This window comes from Turicibacter sp. KK003, assembly GCF_037014675.1.
GTDB lineage: Bacteria > Bacillota_I > Bacilli_A > MOL361 > Turicibacteraceae > Turicibacter > Turicibacter faecis.
Genome location: NZ_CP142738.1, coordinates 1,061,586 through 1,082,159, shown reverse-complemented (window position 1 = coordinate 1,082,159; position 20,574 = coordinate 1,061,586). Strand labels below are relative to the sequence as shown.

Below are 20,574 nucleotides of genomic sequence, written 5' to 3'. Positions count from 1 at the left end.
TTTTACTTCTATTCTACTTTTTCATCAAATATCATATCGAAAATCCGAACTAAGACACCACTATTTTCTAGCTTATGGTCCATAAACGTCCTCTCTTGTTGTTCCTTTATCTTGGGTGTTTCTTCTACCACTTCAAGTTCCTCTCGACTATCAATAGCATGGACTAGGACATTTTCATATTTGCTAAAGTCAATTATATTACTTTTTTGTCCAGTCAACAATGATATTTCATGAATAAATGTTGCCATCCCAATTAATTTTACATATTTAGCACTTCGGGCTCCTAACATCATTGGCGTACAAATTGTCACCTCTTGATGAAAAATCTTTTTCGCTAATGTGTTAAGTCCTTCTATTTCGCTTGCACCACCCGTAAAAATATAATCCATTTGATCATACTTATAGCAATTTTCCATTAAATACTGTTTGACTAACTTCAAAATATTCTCGTATTTAATAGTGAGACTATCGCTTAACATTTGACGCGTAATGCATGTAAATTGTCCCTCTACTTCATCTGCATAAATAATTTCAGTCGACGAAGATTCAGAACAAACTTTACCGAAATTTAGTTTTAACATTTCTGCTAAGGGTTCATCAATCTTGAGGTTTTCACTAATGTGCTTCGTTACATCTTGACCACCCGTTGACAATGATACCGAAGAAACAATTTTCCCCGAGTGGACAACCGTAATCGTGGTCATCCCCTTCCCAATATTGACATGGCATGCTCCTTTTTTCAATTGTTCCGGTGTTAACACATACATCATCTCTGTGATACTTCCTAAAACAATATCCGCAATTCGGAATCCTGCTAACTCAGCAATATTAATGAGATTATACACGACAGACGCAGAAGCCGTTATTTTTTGTGCATGTAAGACCAATTCTTTTCCAATAATCCCAAGAGGGTTTTGAATTGTATTTTTATCATCTACCACAAAAGCTCGCGGCATCACATTAATGGCTACTTGATCATGATATGTCGGTTGCGTAATAATATCACGGAACAACTGTTTAATATTAGCGTGACTAATTGGTTGATTAGAGTCTAGTTCCAATGATTTAACAACGTTATCAATACGGCATTCTACACTTGGAATAGCTAACACAACATTTTGAATGTCTTGCTTAAGATCCGCCTCAACATTAGCTTTTAATCGTTTTAATTTTTCAACAATTTGATTTACGTTAACGACAGTTCCATTTTCAATTCCAGCCGTTACAATAGATTGTTGTGATAAAACATACAGGCGTTCCTGCCTAATATTACACACCATCAATCTAACTTCTGCACAACCTATTTCTAAGCAAGCATAAATATTATTTTTCACCTCTAACCACTCCACTAACATACGGTTTTATTACCATAATATCATAATTTATTTTACTATATTTTTGAGACGATGAAAAGAGTATTTACAAAATATAATGACGATTAATCACATATTATACACATTATTTATCCACAGTCTATTCCTCTTGCACGTCCTGTTCTCCTTTATTGTCGAATAAAACCGAATTAGCACCCGAATAAGGTTCAAAATAATCCCCTACGTCTAAATAATAGGTTCCACATTGCCCTTCGGACAACTGTCTCACCTGATCAACCATTGTTTGATAATATTTTAACTTTTCAACCATACTGTAGCTATTTACCTTAATCGTATTACCATCCTGTAGAAATAAGGAAAACCGGTTGTTATCCCCATATAAGGGTTCATAGTGGATTTCCTTTATTAAGTTAATTAAAATCGGATCTAGCTTCATCATGGACTCAATAAATAATCCCAAAACTGGTTCCTTTAATGTTTTTTCGGTTAACCCGTAAATAATTGTTCCGGGACAGACAACATCTAACGTATTACTTTGTTCAATCAAATGACCATCACTTAATACATACTGATATCCATCTCCCATATCAACGCACCCAATAACATCCTTTTCCTCTACTAAAATTCTTAATTCATTTAATCCTACCCTTGTAACTACCGCCTTTGTAATGAGTGGATGTTTTTGAATTTGCGACGCGATTTTCTTTGTTTTAAGTTTAAAATAGTCATCATCATAACTAAGATTTGCTAATTGCAAAACCTCAGAACGTGATACGTAATTGAGCCCCTCAAAATACACCATAGATAATTTTCTCAGGGGAGACGTAAAATAAAAAACCCCTCCAATAACGCCCATAACAAAGAGACTAAAAAAGAAGGTATTAAGCCTCTTTTTTAGTCTTTTTTTCGGTTTATTCTGTTTATTTTTTTGACGGTACTGCTCCATAAAAACAACTTTTTTTACATTCATGCTCCCCTTCACCTACCAGTTAAACATTTCAACCTCTGGATGTAACTCGATTCCACTTTTTTCAAATACGACGTTTTGTACGTGTTGGATTAAATCATAGATATCTTGTGCAGTGGCATCTCCTACATTTACAACAAAATTACAATGTTTCTTTGAAACTTCAGCTCCACCTATTCGTACCCCTCGTAATCCTGCCTCCTCAATTAGTTGCCATGAATAATGAGGTAACGGATTTCTAAAAGTACTTCCAGCCGATGGTAGATTAGTAGGTTGTGATTCAATGCGGCGAATTTTACGCATTTTCATTAACTCAACGATTTCTTCATAGACTCCCTGCTCTAATTCTAAAACGGCTTCAACAATTGTCCAATGACGATTCATTTGCATAATCGATGTTCGATAGCCAAAGTTTAACTCATCCGGTGATACCCAATTTAATTCACCCTTATCGTCTAGAATTAAAACCTTCACTAAAACATCTTTAATCTCTTTATTATAAGCCCCAGCATTCATGTATATTGCCCCACCAACTGAACCTGGAACACCTGATATAAATTCTAATCCTGATAAATTTTGTTTAGAGACACGGTTTGCAAGAAGAATCGTCGAAACCCCGGCACCTACTGTAACGTAATTCTCGTTAATCTCAATATGATCAAGTCCTTTATCACACTTAATGATTACGCCATCAAATAAATGATCTGATGGTAATAAATTTGAGCCACGTCCAATCACCTTATAATTCAAATGATACTTTTTAACAAGACTTATGGTTTGGATTAAAGACTCCTTTGCATTCGGCACGACAAAGATACGGGCAGGCCCCCCTACCCGAAACGTTGTATGCTTAGCAAGTGGCTCATTCTCAATTAGTACCCCAAGGTCATTCCCTCTATACTCCTCTATAAAACTTTTAAACATTAAAAACACCTACTTTTTCTCAATAATTTCATTCATCACATTAATTAAACGATGCGCTGCATCTGGAATCCCTAGTTGTTTCGAGGTGTTTTGCATATTTAAACGCAATTGGCAATCTTTCATTATACGATCAATCTCCTGATAGAGTCGTTCTCCCGTTAACTCTTTTTCAAGCAACAAAACTCCCCCGCCATGGTCAGTTAAACTTCGTGCATTATATTCTTGATGGTTAGCCGTCACATACGGTGAAGGAATCAAAATACACGGAACACCTAGTGCCGTCACTTCAGCCAAAAATGTTGCCCCTGAGCGCCCAACAAACAGATCCATATTCACAAGATATTGTGGCATGTTATTAATAAAGGGTAACACGTGAACATTTTTTAACTGTTCCACATTTTCTATTTGATTTTTAATCGTTTCATAATGTTTGTTTCCTGTCACAAAGACGACCTCATAATCCGCTTCCTCGTATTTTTTAATCATAGACAAGACCGCCTCATTAATCGGCTCTGCTCCACGGCTTCCACCACTAATCATTACGGTTTTCTTATGAGGATTTAAACCAAGGGCACTTTTTCCAAGCTTTAATGTTGCCGCTACCTCTGTTGCTCGCGGATTCCCTGTTAACACTACCTTATCTTGCGGAAAATATGAGCGCGCCTCTTCAAAACAAATCGCGACTTTATTCACATATCGTGATAAAAATTTATTCGTAACCCCCGGTAAACTATTCTGTTCATGAATAATAGTTGGTACCTTTAATCTCGATGCACTGTAAACAACAGGGCCACAAACATATCCCCCAGTTCCAATCACAACATCCGGTTTAAACTCTTTAATATATTTTTTTGATACTGAGACAGATTTAAAAAATTTCATAATTGTTTTGACATTCTCAAAAGATAAAGAACGCTTAAATCCAGCTATCTCAATATACTTAAACGGTATTCCCTCTCGGGTCACAATTTCATTTTCTAATCCTTTTTCAGTTCCTATGTATAAAACTTCCAGTTGGTCATCCACCTCTTGCAATGCTCGAATAACAGCAAGCGCAGGATAAATATGACCACCCGTTCCACCACCAGTGACAAGGACGCGCATATTCTCACTCCTTATTAGACCTTATTGTCTTTTTATCATTTTATATTCTAACATATTTTAAACAAAATCTGTTAGCGTATTTTAAAATTCATCGAAATATTATTTAATTTCATTTTTTTCGTTAAAAAAAATTTTTTTTCATTTCCAAAACTTCACCTCATTTATATTTTTTTAATATTTATCTCAATTCCCTTCACTTTCTGTCATATACATTATTATATATTTTGAAGCAAAGGGGAATTCTAATGAAAAACAAATTACCTTCAATTGATTTATTAACCCTACTCCTCGCTTTAAGTATTAGTACCATCGGTTTAATTTTTGTCCTCTCCTCTTCTTATATTTGGGCAGAATATAAATTTGATGATGCTTTCTACTTTTTCAAACGACAATTGTTGTTTGCTGGAATAGGAGTTATCGGGATGCTTGCAGTTTCGCGAATTGATTATCCCATCTATAAAAAATATGCCTCAACTTTTTTCTTCGGAAGTTTAATTTTACTTATTCTTGTTCTCGTCCCAGGAATCGGAATGGTTCGTGGGGGGGCGCGAAGTTGGATTGGAATCGGTGCCTTTTCCATCCAACCTTCAGAGTTTATGAAATTTGGTCTCATCATCTTTTTGGCCAAGTACATGAGCACCTATGTAGAAGATGCAAAAACATTCAAAAAGGGAGTTATTCCTTTACTTTTTTGCATCCTACTGGTCTTCGGTGTGATTATGCTTCAACCCGATTTTGGTAGTGGGATGGTGCTCGTTGGAACAGGGTTTGTCATGCTATTTGTTTGTGGTGTCCCTATTCGTTATTTTATGTACTTTATCCTCACCGGGGTCGCTGGAATTGTGGCCTTAATTATATCCGCACCTTATCGTTTAGAGCGAATTACCGCTTATCTTGATCCTTGGAGTGACCCAATTGGTTCAGGATTTCAGATTATCCAATCATTATATGCCATTGCCCCAGGGGGGTTATTCGGTGCAGGATTAGGAAATAGTGTTCAAAAGTATTTTTACCTCCCTGAGCCCCAAACCGACTTTATTTTCGCTATTGTTTCCGAAGAGTTAGGGTTTATTGGTTCAGTTGGAGTCCTAATTCTATTCATCCTTTTCTTTGCTAGATGTACCTATCTTATTTTAAAAACAGATGATCTTTTTGCAAAATATATTGTCGTTGGAATAATGTCTATGTTAATGATTCAAGTTATGATTAATATTGGGGTTGTTATTGGCCTATTGCCCGTAACAGGAATTACCTTACCATTAATGAGTTATGGTGGATCATCTTTAACAGTCACCTTATTATCAATTGGGATTATTTTAAATATCAGTCGTTATATTAAGTAATTTAAACAATAAATTTAGTAAGTATCGTAGTTCTAACCACTAATAGTTTATTCAAAATGACTTTAAATGCTCCTTCTTAAAAAAACCGCCTTCATCTAAATGAAGACGGTTTTTTTCATGCCCACCATTTTTACAATGATACACGCTTACTGCAAATCAGACCGTACCTTTTACATCCCCCTCAGTCTAAACATTGTTAAAAAAATATATACGCCCACCATACCAAGCACTATTAATCATTTATTAATTTGCCGCGGGTTTTGAAATTGTCGTTTTATCTTCCCTTCCATAAGCTAATAAAAAATAGAAGTCTTTCATTTAATAATCAATTATCCCTCATGAAATGCCACTCCTCAAATCAATCTAGATAGTCAACGAGAAAAACAGGATAGATCCGTAGTAAATACCTATTTATGAGCCTTTTTCCTTGAATCATGTTGTCATATATTCCATAAAAAAACTAGGAGATGGATCGTATCCAATGCTCCTAGTTCAATCATTTAATTTTCTATAAGTTTTTATTTTTAAGTTTCTCTACTAAGTCAATAAAATGATCCCCGCGAGTTTCAAAATTTGGATATTGATCCCAACTTGCGCACGCTGGAGATAAGAGAACATGATCCTTCTCGCGGGCAACCTTAACGGCGGCATCCATTGCCTCCTCCAACGTATCAACGGCTACGCATGGAAGTGAATATTCATCAGCCAATTGTTTAAAACGTTCTTTCGTCTGCCCGAAAGAAATAAGCATTTTTATTTTAGGGAAGTATGGAATTAGACCGCTCAAATCATGTTGGCGATCCAAGCCACCCGCTAAAAGAATGATAGAGTCATCAAAGGCATTTAATGCTGTTTGGGTAGCAATGACATTAGTTGCCTTTGAGTTATTATAATAATCAACCCCAGCAATGGTCGCCACATATTGTAAACGATGTCTAACCCCAGAAAAACGCATTAATACACGTTGAATCGAAGCCGTGTCACATCCGTACAATTTACTAACTGCGACCGCACCTAATACATCCTGTAAATTATGCTCCCCTTTTAATAAGATGGCATCAACATCAATAATTTTTTCACCTTTAAAATAAATCGATCCATTAGATAGATATGCTCCCTCTACCTCCCTGTAAAGAGAAAAAGGAACGCATGTTGCTGCCGTTTGGGTAATTCCCTTGACAATCACCTCATCATCCGCATTGTACACACAATACTGATCAGATGTTTGATTAGCAATGAGATTAAGCTTTGCCTGACGATACTCCTCAATATCCGAATGATAGTCTAAATGCGCCTCCGTAATATTTAATAGCAGTGAGATTTGTGGTTTAAATGAGTCAATTCCCATCAATTGAAAGGAAGATAGTTCGGTAACCAATACCTGATCTTGACTTGCTCCTTCCGCTACCAATGAGGCAACTTCCCCGATATTCCCCGCAATCAATGGATTTAATTGACCTTCTTTTAACATTTCATAAATCAATGTTGTTGTTGTCGTCTTCCCATTTGTTGCTGTAATCCCAATAAAAGGGGCTTCGCTCACATCGTAAGCCAATTGCACTTCTGTTAAGACAGGAATCTGGCGTTTGAGTGCCTCCATTAATAACGGAACCTTTAAATAAGGAATCCCAGGATTTTTAACAATAAAATCAAAATTTTGATCTAATAATTCTAGGGGATGCCCTCCTACCACTACCTCAAATCCCTCTGCTACCATTTCCTTAGCATCTGAATTTTCAGGCAATGGTTGACGATCATTAATCACAACATGGGCACCTAATTTTCTTAAAAGTCTCGCCGCAGCCTTTCCACTTTTGGCTAATCCCATGACTAAGACTTTTTTATTTTTATATTTCACTATTTTTTTCATTTCAATCATCCTTTTCCACAATCTAAGGGTCTCCTACCTTAGATTGCGATAACTAATCCGATTGCGGCACACACTAAAGTAACAGACCACAAGAAAATAACAACCTTCCATTCACTCCAACCGCATAACTCAAAGTGATGGTGAATAGGTGCCATTTTAAATAGACGCTTCTTCGTCCGTTTATAGTATGCAACCTGAATAATAACTGATAATGTTTCAATAACATAGACAAGTCCGATAATCACCAATAACAACTCTTGTTTCAGTAAGATAGAGACGGCTGCAATAGCTGCTCCAAGTGCTAAAGATCCCGTGTCACCCATAAATACTTTAGCTGGATTTAAATTAAAAACTAAAAATCCAAATAGGGCCCCCACAACTGCAAAACAAAATAAAGCAATACTCGGTTGTTGCATCGCAACGGCAATCATTCCGAATGCTCCAAAGGTAATAACGCTCACGCCACCGCATAATCCGTCTAAACCGTCTGTAAGATTAACAGCATTTGAAAATCCGACCATCCAGAATAAAATAAATAATCCATAAAGCCAATGTAAATTTACACTAAATAGATTAAAGAACGATAACTCTGTAGAATATCCACTCTTTAAAAATAAGTAGAAAAAGACTGCTGCTAATACAAGTTGTGCCAATAACTTCTGTTTCGGTTTAAGTCCTTCATTATTTTTACGAACAACAATAATAAAGTCATCAATAAAACCAATGAGCCCAAAACCAACCAATGTTAAAAGCAACATCATTAGTTCGTTTGTCATACCCGTATACTTCGTAAAGAGTACCGCCACTAATAATATAACGACAATCGAGGTAATAAAAATAATCCCTCCCATCGTTGGTGTCCCAGATTTTTTACGATGGGATTGTGGACCCTCTTCCCTAATCGCCTGACCAAACTTTAGCCGATGTAAAAAAGGTATGAAGAATGGTCCAATAATCGTCGCCATAAAAAACGAAAAAATTAATACAAATAAAATTGATTTTAACATTATTATATACCCCTTTTTCTAATCACTTCTTCAACGACTATTTTATCATTAAAAGGAACTACTTTACCATTAATATTTTGGGTTTTTTCGTGGCCTTTCCCTAAAATAACGACTAGATCATTAGGCTTAGCCTTCTCAATCGCCGCTTCTATCGCCTGCTTACGATCCACAATAACCGTATAGTTACGGTGAGTTGTCCCTGACAAAAGATCATAGATGATACTTAATGGATCCTCATTACGTGGATTATCACTTGTAAAGAAGACATAATCCGATAATGTAGAAGCATGATTACCCATGATTTTACGTTTAGCTTTATCACGATTTCCCCCTGCTCCTAAAACAGTGATAATTTCACCTTGAGAAATAACATTCAGATTCGTTAATACTTGAAAAATCGCATCTGGGTTATGAGCATAATCAATAACAATCGTCACCCCGTTTTTGGTTTGCACATATTCAAAGCGCCCCTCGACAGATGAAACATTTTCAATAAAAGGAATAATTTCCAACACTGGATAACCTAACGAATAAAAATAACCAATAACTGATAAAACATTATAAACATTATACTTTCCAAATAAGGGGATTTTTACACGCTTCACAAATTCTCCCTTCACATAAAGCGAAAAGGTAGTATGGTCAATGGCGTAAACAATATCCTCTGCATAAAAGTCAGCCTGCGGGCGACAACCGTAGGTTAAAATACGTCCATTAGTTACTCCAATAAAATAATCTGAATGCTCATCATCGCAATTAATGATGGCCATTCGGTGATCCTGGTAATCATTCATTTGTACAAAAGGTCTCATTTTAGTGAATAAATAATCTTCAAATGTTTTGTGATAGTCTAAATGTTCCGGTGTAATATTCGTAAAAATCAAGCGATCAAAATGAATTTGATCCACCCGATTTTCCTTAATTCCGTGTGAGGAAACTTCCATTACAAGATATTGTAAATTATTTTTAACACTATCCTTTAATAAATAATTCAAATCTAAACTCATTGGGGTCGTGTGCGTAGCCTTCTTTTTACTTCCAACCCACGATCCGTTTGTTCCAATTAACCCACTATTGATGCCCAAGCATTCAAACACATGTTGAATCAAATAGGTGATTGTTGTTTTTCCATTTGTTCCAATAACCCCTACTAAATTAATGTCTTTTGATGGTGTTTCATAATATTCATTAGAAATAACGGCTAAGGCTTTTTTCGTATTAAAAACTTGAAAATAAGGAATACTTAACGTTAAATCCTTCTCCCCTACAACTGCAATGGCGCCATTTTCTATCGCCTTTTCAATATAATCGTGACCATCCTGATCTTGTCCTCGAATAGCAAAGAAAACGCCTCCGTCTTTCACATCTCGTGAGTCATAGGCTAAATTTGAAATTAATTGATTCTCACCCGTAAATCGAATGCCTAACAACTCACTCATCTCTACTAAATTCATACGACTTCCTCCTATCCTTTCCTAATTTCCTAAATATAATCGGACAGTCCCACCTTCGATTGTTCGGGAATATGCCTCTGGTTGTTGGGAAATAACTTTAGACCCTTCCCCGTAATATTCAATTTTATAAAGAGCAGATGGTTCAATGTCTTTTGGTTCCTTACCCACAAAATCTGGAATGGCTACATATTTTGTATCTGTCCATAAATATTTCTTTTCAATTTGTTCTTCGCTCGGTTTCACTCCAATATACGGAAGTGCCTCTGCTAAAATAGAGCGTGCTATTGGAGCTGCAACAACCCCACCATATTGAATGGTATTCTTCGGATTATCAATTGCAACATAAACAACGAGTTCAGGATCATTCATTGGGGCAATTCCAACAAAAGATAAGATATACTCCCCGCTAATATATGCGCCGTCTTTAGCCTTTTGTGCCGTTCCGGTTTTTCCACCGACACGATACCCATCTATATAAGCACTTTTACCACTTCCCTGTGCCCCTACCATTTCTAATGCATAGCGCATCGTTTCAGATGTTTCTTCTGAAATCACTCGGCGTCTCACTGAAGGCTCACGTTCATATAAAATTTCGTTTGTATAAGGATGAATCATTCGCTTAACGATATATGGCTGCATTAAATTTCCACCATTTACAGCAGCACTTACCGCCGTCACTAATTGGATAGGGGTCACTGAGTTTCCTTGTCCAAACGAAGAAGTTGCTAACTCAACATTCCCAATATTATCTGGATTGAAAATAATACCTTGCGATTCCCCTAACATATCAACGCCCGTTTTTTCATTAAATCCATAAGCCCTAATATATTCAAATAATTTTTCCTTTCCAAGGCGTTGACCTAATTCAATAAATCCGGGGTTACATGAGTTCATAATTACCTCAAGCATCGATTGATCCCCGTGTCCCCCTGCTTTCCAGTCACGGATACGAACACCATCAACAATTGCATATCCCGGATCAAAGAAACGATCTTCTAACTTCATAACGCCTTCTTCAAGCGCCGCAGAAAATGTAACAATTTTAAAGGTTGATCCTGGTTCATATGTTGACCAGATTGGAAGATTACGGTTGTAAATTTCTTGATCATACTCCTGATAATTTTCTGGCTCATACGTTGGGCGTGATGACATAGCTAAAATTTCGCCTGTCTTTGGATTCATAATTAAACCGATCATTTGATCAGGACTATACTTTGCCACCGCATTATCAAATTCCCGTTCAAGAATTTCCTGCAAGTGTAAATCAATCGTTAATTCCATATCTAAACCACGGGAAGCTAACGAGTAATCATCAGAAAACTGTGGTAAAAAATTCCCCTTTGCATCCGAGAAATATTTCCACACTCCATTCTCCCCCATTAGATAATCATTATAAACATATTCTAGTCCAGTAATCCCCTGATTATCAATTCCTGTAAACCCTAGTGTATGCGCTAATAAACTTCCATAAGGATAACTACGTTTCACATCATTTACTAGATAAACACCGTCTAAATTCGCTTCTTGAATCGCTTGAACTTGTTCTAACGACAATTTACGTCCTTCGGGTTGAATCCGTTCAATAGAAACCCCTTTTGTCACGTGTTTCTTCGCTTCCTCTACACTCACGTTTAAAATCTCTGCTAGTACCTCCGAAGTATGGTCCACATCTGTCACCTGACGTGGAATAACAATTGCTGAGGGAGCAACCACATTTTCTACAATAGCATCGTGATTACGATCATAGATAATTCCGCGTTGCCCTTCAATTGGTAAATTCCTTGACCATAACGACTCCGCCCGATCAACTAAGGTTTGCGAATCAAAAATTTGTAAATAAGCCAACCGAATCATGAGCGCGATAAAGTAAATTAAAATAATTGAGAGTAACACGACCAATCGTCGTTGGATAACTCCAGACTGTTTCATCTCTTATCCCCCTTGTTAAATAGTCTTAAGATTCATTTATTACTTCCTATACGTCCATAGTAACTATATGATTACATCTTCAAGTAAATACATAATCCTTATCTTAAAACCTTATTTATTCTACTTTATTAAATAAATTCCCATTTTATGATTTTTCTTACTCTGCATTAGGGTGCACATAAAAAAGGACAACTGTGATTTAGAAACAGTCGTCCTTTTTTATCCTTATTCAGAAGAATTAGATGAATCCATAGATGGCTTAGCGTCTTTAGACAATGTAAGCGTCACTTTTAATGAATCTGTAACCATTTCTCCCGCTGCTACAGATTGATCAATAATATACCCCTCACCTTCATAATCCACCTCTAATCCTGTTAACATTGCAAACTGAACCACTTCATCTTTTGTCCATCCAATAAAATCAGGTAACTCATACTCTTTTGAGGTCTGTATAAAAACTTTACTTGATGCACTTACGATAGATGCAGCTTTCGGTGATTGAGCAAACGTCTGTGTCCCGCTTCCGATAACAACGGGCGTTAAATTTGCCTGTTCTATTTTTTCTACCGCAGTCTCTACGGGTTCATTCATTAATTGTGGCACCGTCGAATTTTGATAGAAATCCGAAATATCAACCATCGGGGTTTTCTCAGCCCCTAAATAAATAAGCGAATTTTGCATAACAAATCGATAAAGACTTCCTAATTGATCATGTCCTCCCGTCTCTGGTTGGTTCATAGCTACATACATGACAAGATTGGGATCATCTACCGGAGCAAAACCGATATAACTATAAACATAATCATTTGCTAAATACCCGTTTGCACCATCGGCGATTTGAGCAGTCCCTGTCTTCCCACCACTCGTAAACCCATTTAACGAATAGGCAATTCGACCTGATCCTGTTTCCTTCTCAGTTACTCCTACCATCAACTGCTTGACCTGTTCAGCTGTCTCAGCAGTAATTGGCTTTTCACCTAACTCCCGAGTAAATTGATAAAGTTCCTTTTCAGTATTTAAATCATAAACTTTAGAAATTAATTGAGGCTTAACAATTTGCCCCTCATTCAAAATAGCGGTAATCGCTTGAATATGTTGAATTGGAGTTGTTAACATCCCCTGCCCGAATCCCGCCGTAATTTTTTGCATCGAATCTCGTTGACTTGGTAATGTTCCGGCACTCTCTAACGGCAATGGCAATCCTACCTGACTACCAAACCCGAACTTTTTCAAATACTCAATATTTTCATCCGGAGTAATCCAGTGAGTCAACATATCAATAATAGCCGTATTGGATGATCGATAAAACCCTTCATCATAAGAAATTGTTCCCCATGTCGTATTATAATCTCGAATCGTTGAGCCATTAACGAGTCTCGAACCAGATTCAAATAACTGTCCCCCAGAATATTTTCCTTCGTTAATCACTGCCGCATATGTATATATTTTCATAGTTGAACCTGGTTCAAAAGGCTCGGAAACTACTGGATTGTTATAGCCTTCTATATCTCGAATATTTGGGTCAAAACTCGATCGATTTCCCATCGCCAAAATTTCCCCTGTTTTTGGATTGGCAACAACAGCCACCAGACTACTCGGATTAGCTTGTTCCCAAACCTTATCCATGGCCTCTTCTAAAAAGGTTTGGATGGTGGCATCCAATGTTAAATAAAAATCGTATCCATCCTTAGCTTGTTCAATAACATATTCCGTTTTATTCGGCTGTAAATACCCCTTTTTATCTTTAATATATTGGACTAGGCCATCCGTTCCTGTCAAATAATCATTAAGTGATAATTCTAATCCCATCTCACCTGTCAACGTCCCGGTCTCTTCATCCAATTTAGTATATCCGAGCGTATGTGATGCAAAGACACCGTTAGGATAAAAACGCTTATTGTTTTGTCGAAACTTTATTCCGCTCAATTTTAAATTTTCAATTTTTTCTTTTTGCAAATAAGTTAATTGACGACCGGCATTTCCAAATTCCACCTGACGAGCTTCCCTAGATAGCACATCCACAATTTCTTCCTTTGTTAAATCAATAACTGTGCTCAACTTTTCAGCCGTCTCTTCGATATTTTCTACCACATCCCCATATTCTCTATATAAATTAGCATATAAAGTATAGGATGTTAACTGTTCAGCTAGAGCGTTTCCATCACGATCATATAATGTTCCTCGCCGTCCTGTTACAACATCTTCAACTAAGTACTTTTCTAAGGCATACTCATATAAATCCATGCCTCTTGTTTCACCAGTAACTGCAATTTTTATAAAACACCCTGCTACATAAACAAACAGGATTCCAGAGGTAATCATCATTCCGAAAATTAACTTTCTTCCCGTATTATTCAACTGTTGTCTTTGTTTCTTTTTCTTCACCTACACCAACCCCATCAATCATTATTTCTCCAGTTTGGATTAACAAATAAAGCACACTATAGCTCTATCACTTACTTTAATTCAGGCATTCCCTCCTATATCAAAGCCAAAGATTTTTACAGCTGATAAACTACATTTTTATAGCGTGATTACAAAGATAGAGAGTAACCAGGGCTACTCTCCAATCGTAATCGTGTTTTCATAGGTTGATAAACCATTATTCTTGGCAACTTCCATTGCCCTTGAATAAGTAGATAGTTCTGAAATTTTAGAATATAACTCTTCATTCACTACCGTTTGTTGGTCTATTTCTAATTTTTTCTTTTCAACACGATAGTGAATCTCATTAATTTGCGCATCTAAATATAATTGACCAATCAAAAGCATAAAAACTAAGACTGAACTAATCCCAATCAATCCCTGTAAAGAATATAACCCCTTTTTCTTTACCTTTTGTTTCTTTAACGTTGACGCTACCTTTTGTTTTGGTATTTCATGATGCTCAATCCTTCTTTGTAATGGACTCATCTAATTCTCCCCCTTATTCTACTTCAAACGCATAGCTACCCTTAACTTAGCTGAATGTGAACGATTATTCTCTGCCAACTCCCCTTCATTAGCAACGATAGGTTTCCGTGTTATCACTTTAAATTCTGGTTGAAACTCTTCCGGAATAATCGGTAATCCCCGCGGAATATCCTTCGATTCACTACGTTTTTTAAACATATGCTTACAAATTCGATCCTCTAACGAATGAAACGTAATAACGGCAACACGGCCATTAACGTTTAACATATCCATCGCATCCTTTAAGGCATATTCAAAAACTTTTAATTCATCATTAACAGCAATCCTTAATGCCTGAAACGTTCGTTTCGCCGGATGACCACCCTTACGACGCGCCGGAGCTGGAATAGCGGACTTGATAATCTCAACCAATTCAAACGTAGTTTCAATGGGTTGTTTTTCACGGTATCGCTCAATTGCACGAGCAATTTGTTTTGAAAACTTTTCATCACTATAGACGCGAAAAATAAATTCTAAATCTTTATACTCCCACTCATTGACAATCTCATAGGCAGATAGACTGGCCTCTTGATCCATGCGCATATCCAATTTTGCATCGTGGTTATAACTAAACCCACGCTCAGGGGTATCAAATTGTGGAGATGAAACACCTAAATCAAAAATAATTCCGTCAATTTTCTCTATCCCACGTGCATTTAACTCTTCTTTTAAATGGACAAAATTACTTTTTATAATGGTGAAATTATCCCCTATTTCCTTTAGTCGTTTTGTCGCATTTTCAATAGCAAACATGTCTTGATCAAATGAGTAAAGATGACCTGTTTTTAAACGCTTTAAAATCTCGCTACTGTGTCCGCCACCACCTAAGGTACAATCCACATAAATACCATCCTCTTTAATAGCCAAATTTTCAATTGATTCATGAAGTAAGACTGAGTAGTGATTGAACATCGTTGAACCCTCCTATAAATCAACTTATCTCTTAAACTGATACAAATATTATTTATAATCCTAACTAAGTAGGCTCTTATATCCACTTTTCAGAACTAATTATACCGTATATAACCTAAATTTAAAATAAAATTTACCGTATTTAGAAAAAAAAGTTCTATCAATCCCATTTTCAACATATAATGTTCCTTCCCATCACTTAACTTAAAATTGCTCAACATGCCGACCCGTTTTAATCCATCGAAAAGTAAAATCACTAACTTGACCGCTCCCTAGCCCCTATAACACTGAAAGACTCCTACATCAACTTTATAAGGGACTAAAAAACGGCATGAGCTCATCCTTCACTTGAACTCATACCGTTTTTTATTTTAATTTTATTCTTGCTCCATTTCAACTATAATTTCGTGGTATTGTTTGATTAAATCTTCAAAAATTTCTAAAACTTCTTCACGCCCCTCGTGTGTTTCAGATGAATAAGCAACAAAAACATCATCTTCATCAAAATCAAGGGTCTCTTTAATAAGCTTTTCTTGTTTTTTGTACTGACTGCGATTAACTTTATCTTTTTTTGTACCAATCACCAATGTTGGAATTTCATAATACTTATATAATCCATACATTGCAATATCCTCAGGTGTTGGTTTATGACGATAATCTACAAGTAAAACTCCTAAAATGAGTTCCTCACGTTCAACCAAATACTCTTCAATCATTCGTCCAAATGATTCCTTTAGTGAACGATTAACCTTAGCATAACCATACCCTGGAACATCTACTAAATACATTTCATCATTTATATTGTAGAAATTTAATGTTTGTGTCTTCCCTGGACGGCTCGAAACACGGGCTAAGTGCTTTCTATTGGTTAGAGAATTAATAAATGATGATTTTCCAACGTTTGAACGCCCCGCAAAAATCATTTCCGGTAATCCATCTGTTGGATAGTGATCAGCTCGAACACAACTTTTTACATATTCTGCTTTATTAATTTGCATATTATTCACACCTTATCGTAACGCCTGCTGTAAAACTTCATCTACTGTAGAAACAGGAATAAATATCATTTCATCTTTAACACATTTTGGAATATCTTCTAAATCTTTTTCATTATCTTTTGGCATAATAACAACTTTTAATCCCGCACGATGAGCTGAAATTGTTTTTTCCTTTAAGCCACCGATTGGTAAAACTCGACCACGTAATGTAACCTCACCTGTCATTCCGACTTCCCGCTTAACAGGTTTCTTCGACAATGCAGATACAAGAGCGGTCGTCATTGTTACCCCTGCAGATGGTCCGTCCTTCGGAGTCGCTCCCTCGGGAACATGGATATGGATATCATGATCCTTAAATAAAAGGGGATCAATGTTTAATCGCTCCGCATTTGCTCGCACATAACTAATTGCTGTCTGTGCCGATTCTTTCATCACATCACCTAGTTTACCAGTCAATACCATTTTACCTGTCCCTTTATAATAGGTTACCTCTACTGGTAAAATATCGCCACCGAATTGCGTGTAGGCTAAGCCAGTGACAACCCCAATCTGATCCTGTTCTTCAAGTAATCCATGAGTAAACTTGTGTTTTCCTAATAACGTTTTCAACATCATAGAATCGACATGAATGCGGTCAATTCCTTCACCTAAAAGCTTTCTAGCCGTTTTCCTACAAATTGAACCAATCAATCGTTCAAGCTGACGAACCCCTGCTTCACGCGTATAGTGTTGGATAAGCTCCATCACCACCTCATCCGTAAGCGTTAATTGATGAGCAGTTAACCCGTGTATTTCTAATTGTCGTGGAATTAAATAACGAATGGCAATTTGAAACTTCTCTTGCTCAGTATAACTATCCACGTGAATGATATCCATACGATCTCGAAGAGGAGCCGGAATATTCTCTAAATAATTGGCTGTTGCCACAAATAGAACCTGTGATAGATCATACTCCTCTTCTAAATAATGGTCACTAAAATGACTATTTTGTTCAGGATCTAAAACCTCTAGCATCGCAGAAGCGGGATCTCCCTTGTGATCACTGGCCATCTTATCAATTTCATCTAATAGGAAAACAGGATTTATTGTTCCCGCTTTTTTCATCGCTTGAATAAGACGTCCAGGCAATGCTCCAAGATAAGTTCTGCGATGCCCTCGAATTTCAGATTCGTCTTTAACGCCCCCTAAAGAAACCTTGACAAACTTTCTACCCAAGGCCTCTGCAATAGAACGTGCTAACGAAGTTTTCCCAACCCCTGGAGGACCGACTAAGCATAGGATAGTTGAGGGATTTTTACCCGTCATCGTTTTTACCGCTAAATATTCTAAAATTCGTTCCTTCACCTTTTCTAGTCCATAATGCTGCTTATTGAGCGTTTCCTCCGCAAATAGAATATCTTTATTATCTTCAGTTTGAACACTCCATGGTAAGGCAACTAACCATTCTAAATAAGTTCGCACCACACCAGATTCACTAGAATTAGCAGGTAGCATTTCAAAACGTTTAATTTCCTCTAACGCTTTTTCCTTTACAGCATGCGGCATTCCAAGTGATTGGACTTTTTCTCTAAACTCCTCACTGACTGCCTCTTTCGAGTATTCGTCACCCAACTCTTTTTGGATGGCCTTCATTTTTTCCCTTAGATAAAATTCTTTTTGATGTTCATCTAACGCTCGCTTAACCTCCTGATTAATTTTCAGTTCTAATCGAGCAATATGTTTTTCTTTCTCAACCTCTTTTAAAAGAGCAGATAATCTGTCCTCAACTGAAGGCATTGAAAGATATTTCATTTTATCTTCTTCTGAAATACGTAAATAAAAAGCAATTATATCCGTGATAGCGATCGCATTTTCAGCCTCATCGATAAGTGAAGCGACATCGGTTGGATGAGCAAACAATAAACTACCATGCTCGGCAATCTCCTCTTTTAACAAACGAAGCATCGCTTCCTCTTTGTCAGAATTCGTTAATAAAGAAGGCATTGTTTGTACTCGTGCCTCAAAATATGGTTCGAGTTGCGTATACTCCTCTATCTCAATACGAGTAATAGAGTTAAACTTCACTTTATAGTGTCCGTTTGGAAGTTTAATTTTCATTGTAATCTTGGCAATAGTCCCGTAATGACATAAATCTTCACTTTGCGGTCTTTCAACATTTGGATCGATTTGTGAAACTAACGCTACATAATTCCCATTCGCTTCGCATACCTCTAGAGCTTCAATTGATTGTAAACGACCAATCTCTAAACGAACCTCCGTATTAGGCAATGAAACAACACCTCGAACAGGTAACACAGGGAGTGTATGCACCTCAACGTTGTTTACATCTATTCTCATTTCCACTCACCTCACTAGTACTTTTAACACTACATCTTTTAGTCAATAACGAAAATCTTAAAACTTTCTGTTATCATAATAGCTCCGTTTATTAAAACGATGACCGTATTTCCTAAGCGAATATTTTAACTAATATAGAAAAGGAAGCTATTAGCTTCCTTACTCTACCTTTTATTATAGCACAAATCCATTCAAATATATGACTAAATACACATTATGCTACATCATTTTTAAAAACTAATGTTGGTCTTTCATTATGTTCAATTACTTCACGGGTAATGATACATTTTTCAATATTATCCGTTGAAGGGATTTCAAACATAACATCCGTCATAATAGCTTCGATAATTGAACGTAATCCACGTGCACCCGTTTTACGCTCAACCGCCTTCTCTGCAATGGCCGAAATCGCACCTTCATCAAACTCTAAAGAAACATTATCCATTTGGAAGATTTTTTTATACTGTTTTGTCAATGCATTTTTCGGTTCTGTTAAAATACGTACTAAGTCTTCCACCTCTAATGGATTTAACGCACCGATAATTGGAAATCTACCAATGAACTCCGGAATCAAACCAAATTTCAATAAATCATCCGGCTGAATATGACTGTAGATTTCTTTTTTACTCATATTATTAGCGACTGAGTCTGCCCCAAATCCAATAACTTTTTTACCAATACGACGTTTTACAACCTCTTCGATTCCGGCAAAAGCCCCACCTGCCATGAATAAAATATTCGTTGTATCGATTTGGATAAACTCTTGATTTGGATGCTTACGCCCACCTTGTGGTGGTACATTTGCTACAACACCTTCTAAGATTTTTAACAATGCTTGTTGAACCCCTTCACCCGAAACATCTCGTGTAATTGAAGGGTTGTCAGAACGACGTGCAATTTTATCAATTTCATCAATATAGATAATTCCACGTTGTGCTTTTTCAACATTAAAATCAGCGGCTTGTAATAAACGAAGTAAAATGTTTTCAACATCTTCTCCTACGTACCCTGCCTCCGTTAATGACGTTGCATCTGCAATAGCAAACGGAACATCCAACACTTTAGCTAGTGTTTGTGCGAGTAATGTTTTTCCACTTCCCGTTGATCCAAGCAATAAGATATTACTTTTTGAGATTACAACTCCATCGTCACCTTCATGATTTGAAGTTAGGCGCTTATAGTGATTATAAACCGCTACAGCTAGCACCTTTTTCACTGCTTCTTGACCAATTACATATTCATTTAATAATTCATAAATCTCTTTTGGTTTCGGTAAAGTTTTAAACTCTTCGCTTAATTCATCTGACTGTTCATTCTCAATAATTTCCGAGCACATCTGAATACATTCATCACAAATGTAAACCCCCGGTCCGGCAATTATTTTATTGACTTCATCATGACTTTTCCCACAAAATGAGCAGGTAATATCAATATTATTCATCC

Annotated in this window: 15 protein-coding genes; 1 reads left to right on the top strand and 14 read right to left on the bottom strand. The window is 36.7% G+C overall.

From position 1 onward, the window contains the following. Window positions 1-8: 8 nt before the first annotated feature. The 4 genes from VXM77_RS05435 to murG all read right to left on the bottom strand — a co-directional run bounded on the left by VXM77_RS05435 (window position 9) and on the right by murG (window position 4,329). The gene (locus VXM77_RS05435) at window positions 9-1,334 is read right to left on the bottom strand and encodes a cell division FtsA domain-containing protein (RefSeq protein WP_262950427.1); all 1,326 of its coding nucleotides are present in this window, start codon (window positions 1,332-1,334) and stop codon (window positions 9-11) included. 139 nt (window positions 1,335-1,473) lie between these two features. After that, entirely contained in the window at window positions 1,474-2,304 is an 831-nt protein-coding gene (locus tag VXM77_RS05430; protein ID WP_161831707.1) for an FtsQ-type POTRA domain-containing protein, read from the bottom strand. Between the two features lie 12 nt (window positions 2,305-2,316). Next, the gene (gene murB / locus VXM77_RS05425; RefSeq protein ID WP_161831706.1) at window positions 2,317-3,225 is read right to left on the bottom strand and encodes a UDP-N-acetylmuramate dehydrogenase; all 909 of its coding nucleotides are present in this window, start codon (window positions 3,223-3,225) and stop codon (window positions 2,317-2,319) included. A gap of 9 nt (window positions 3,226-3,234) precedes the next feature. After that, window positions 3,235-4,329, bottom strand: coding sequence for an undecaprenyldiphospho-muramoylpentapeptide beta-N-acetylglucosaminyltransferase (murG, locus tag VXM77_RS05420; protein WP_161831705.1), 1,095 nt, complete (start codon window positions 4,327-4,329; stop codon window positions 3,235-3,237). A 245-nt stretch (window positions 4,330-4,574) separates the two neighbouring features. On the opposite strand from murG, the gene spoVE reads away from it, so the two are divergent. Then, window positions 4,575-5,672: a stage V sporulation protein E gene (gene spoVE, locus VXM77_RS05415; protein WP_161831704.1), complete on the top strand. Its 1,098-nt coding sequence runs from the start codon at window positions 4,575-4,577 to the stop codon at window positions 5,670-5,672. A gap of 508 nt (window positions 5,673-6,180) precedes the next feature. Here the strand turns inward: spoVE and murD are convergent. From murD to clpX, 10 genes are all read right to left on the bottom strand, one after another. Next, window positions 6,181-7,542 carry a UDP-N-acetylmuramoyl-L-alanine--D-glutamate ligase gene (murD, locus tag VXM77_RS05410; protein WP_161831703.1) on the bottom strand — a complete coding sequence of 454 codons (1,362 nt, stop codon included), beginning with the start codon at window positions 7,540-7,542 and terminating at the stop codon, window positions 6,181-6,183. A 38-nt stretch (window positions 7,543-7,580) separates the two neighbouring features. Beyond that, window positions 7,581-8,549, bottom strand: a complete 969-nt coding sequence (mraY, locus tag VXM77_RS05405) for a phospho-N-acetylmuramoyl-pentapeptide-transferase (RefSeq protein WP_161831702.1) — start codon at window positions 8,547-8,549, stop codon at window positions 7,581-7,583. Between the two features lie 2 nt (window positions 8,550-8,551). Continuing rightward, window positions 8,552-10,003, bottom strand: a complete 1,452-nt coding sequence (locus VXM77_RS05400) for a UDP-N-acetylmuramoyl-L-alanyl-D-glutamate--2,6-diaminopimelate ligase (RefSeq protein ID WP_262953727.1) — start codon at window positions 10,001-10,003, stop codon at window positions 8,552-8,554. A 21-nt stretch (window positions 10,004-10,024) separates the two neighbouring features. Continuing rightward, entirely contained in the window at window positions 10,025-11,932 is a 1,908-nt protein-coding gene (locus VXM77_RS05395) for a stage V sporulation protein D (protein ID WP_161831700.1), read from the bottom strand. Between the two features lie 225 nt (window positions 11,933-12,157). Further along, window positions 12,158-14,317, bottom strand: coding sequence for a penicillin-binding transpeptidase domain-containing protein (locus VXM77_RS05390; RefSeq protein WP_338507310.1), 2,160 nt, complete (start codon window positions 14,315-14,317; stop codon window positions 12,158-12,160). Between the two features lie 174 nt (window positions 14,318-14,491). Beyond that, complete coding sequence (locus VXM77_RS05385) at window positions 14,492-14,845, bottom strand: cell division protein FtsL (protein ID WP_161831699.1); 354 nt, start codon at window positions 14,843-14,845, stop codon at window positions 14,492-14,494. A gap of 18 nt (window positions 14,846-14,863) precedes the next feature. Continuing rightward, a complete protein-coding gene (gene rsmH, locus VXM77_RS05380; RefSeq protein WP_161831698.1) occupies window positions 14,864-15,796 on the bottom strand; it encodes a 16S rRNA (cytosine(1402)-N(4))-methyltransferase RsmH in 933 nt (310 codons plus the stop codon). A 377-nt stretch (window positions 15,797-16,173) separates the two neighbouring features. After that, window positions 16,174-16,794, bottom strand: coding sequence for a ribosome biogenesis GTP-binding protein YihA/YsxC (yihA, locus tag VXM77_RS05375; protein ID WP_161831697.1), 621 nt, complete (start codon window positions 16,792-16,794; stop codon window positions 16,174-16,176). Window positions 16,795-16,806: 12 nt separating this feature from the next. Further along, the gene (lon, locus tag VXM77_RS05370) at window positions 16,807-19,131 is read right to left on the bottom strand and encodes an endopeptidase La (protein ID WP_161831696.1); all 2,325 of its coding nucleotides are present in this window, start codon (window positions 19,129-19,131) and stop codon (window positions 16,807-16,809) included. A 214-nt stretch (window positions 19,132-19,345) separates the two neighbouring features. Then, window positions 19,346-20,572, bottom strand: coding sequence for an ATP-dependent Clp protease ATP-binding subunit ClpX (clpX, locus tag VXM77_RS05365; RefSeq protein WP_262950432.1), 1,227 nt, complete (start codon window positions 20,570-20,572; stop codon window positions 19,346-19,348). Window positions 20,573-20,574: the final 2 nt, after the last annotated feature.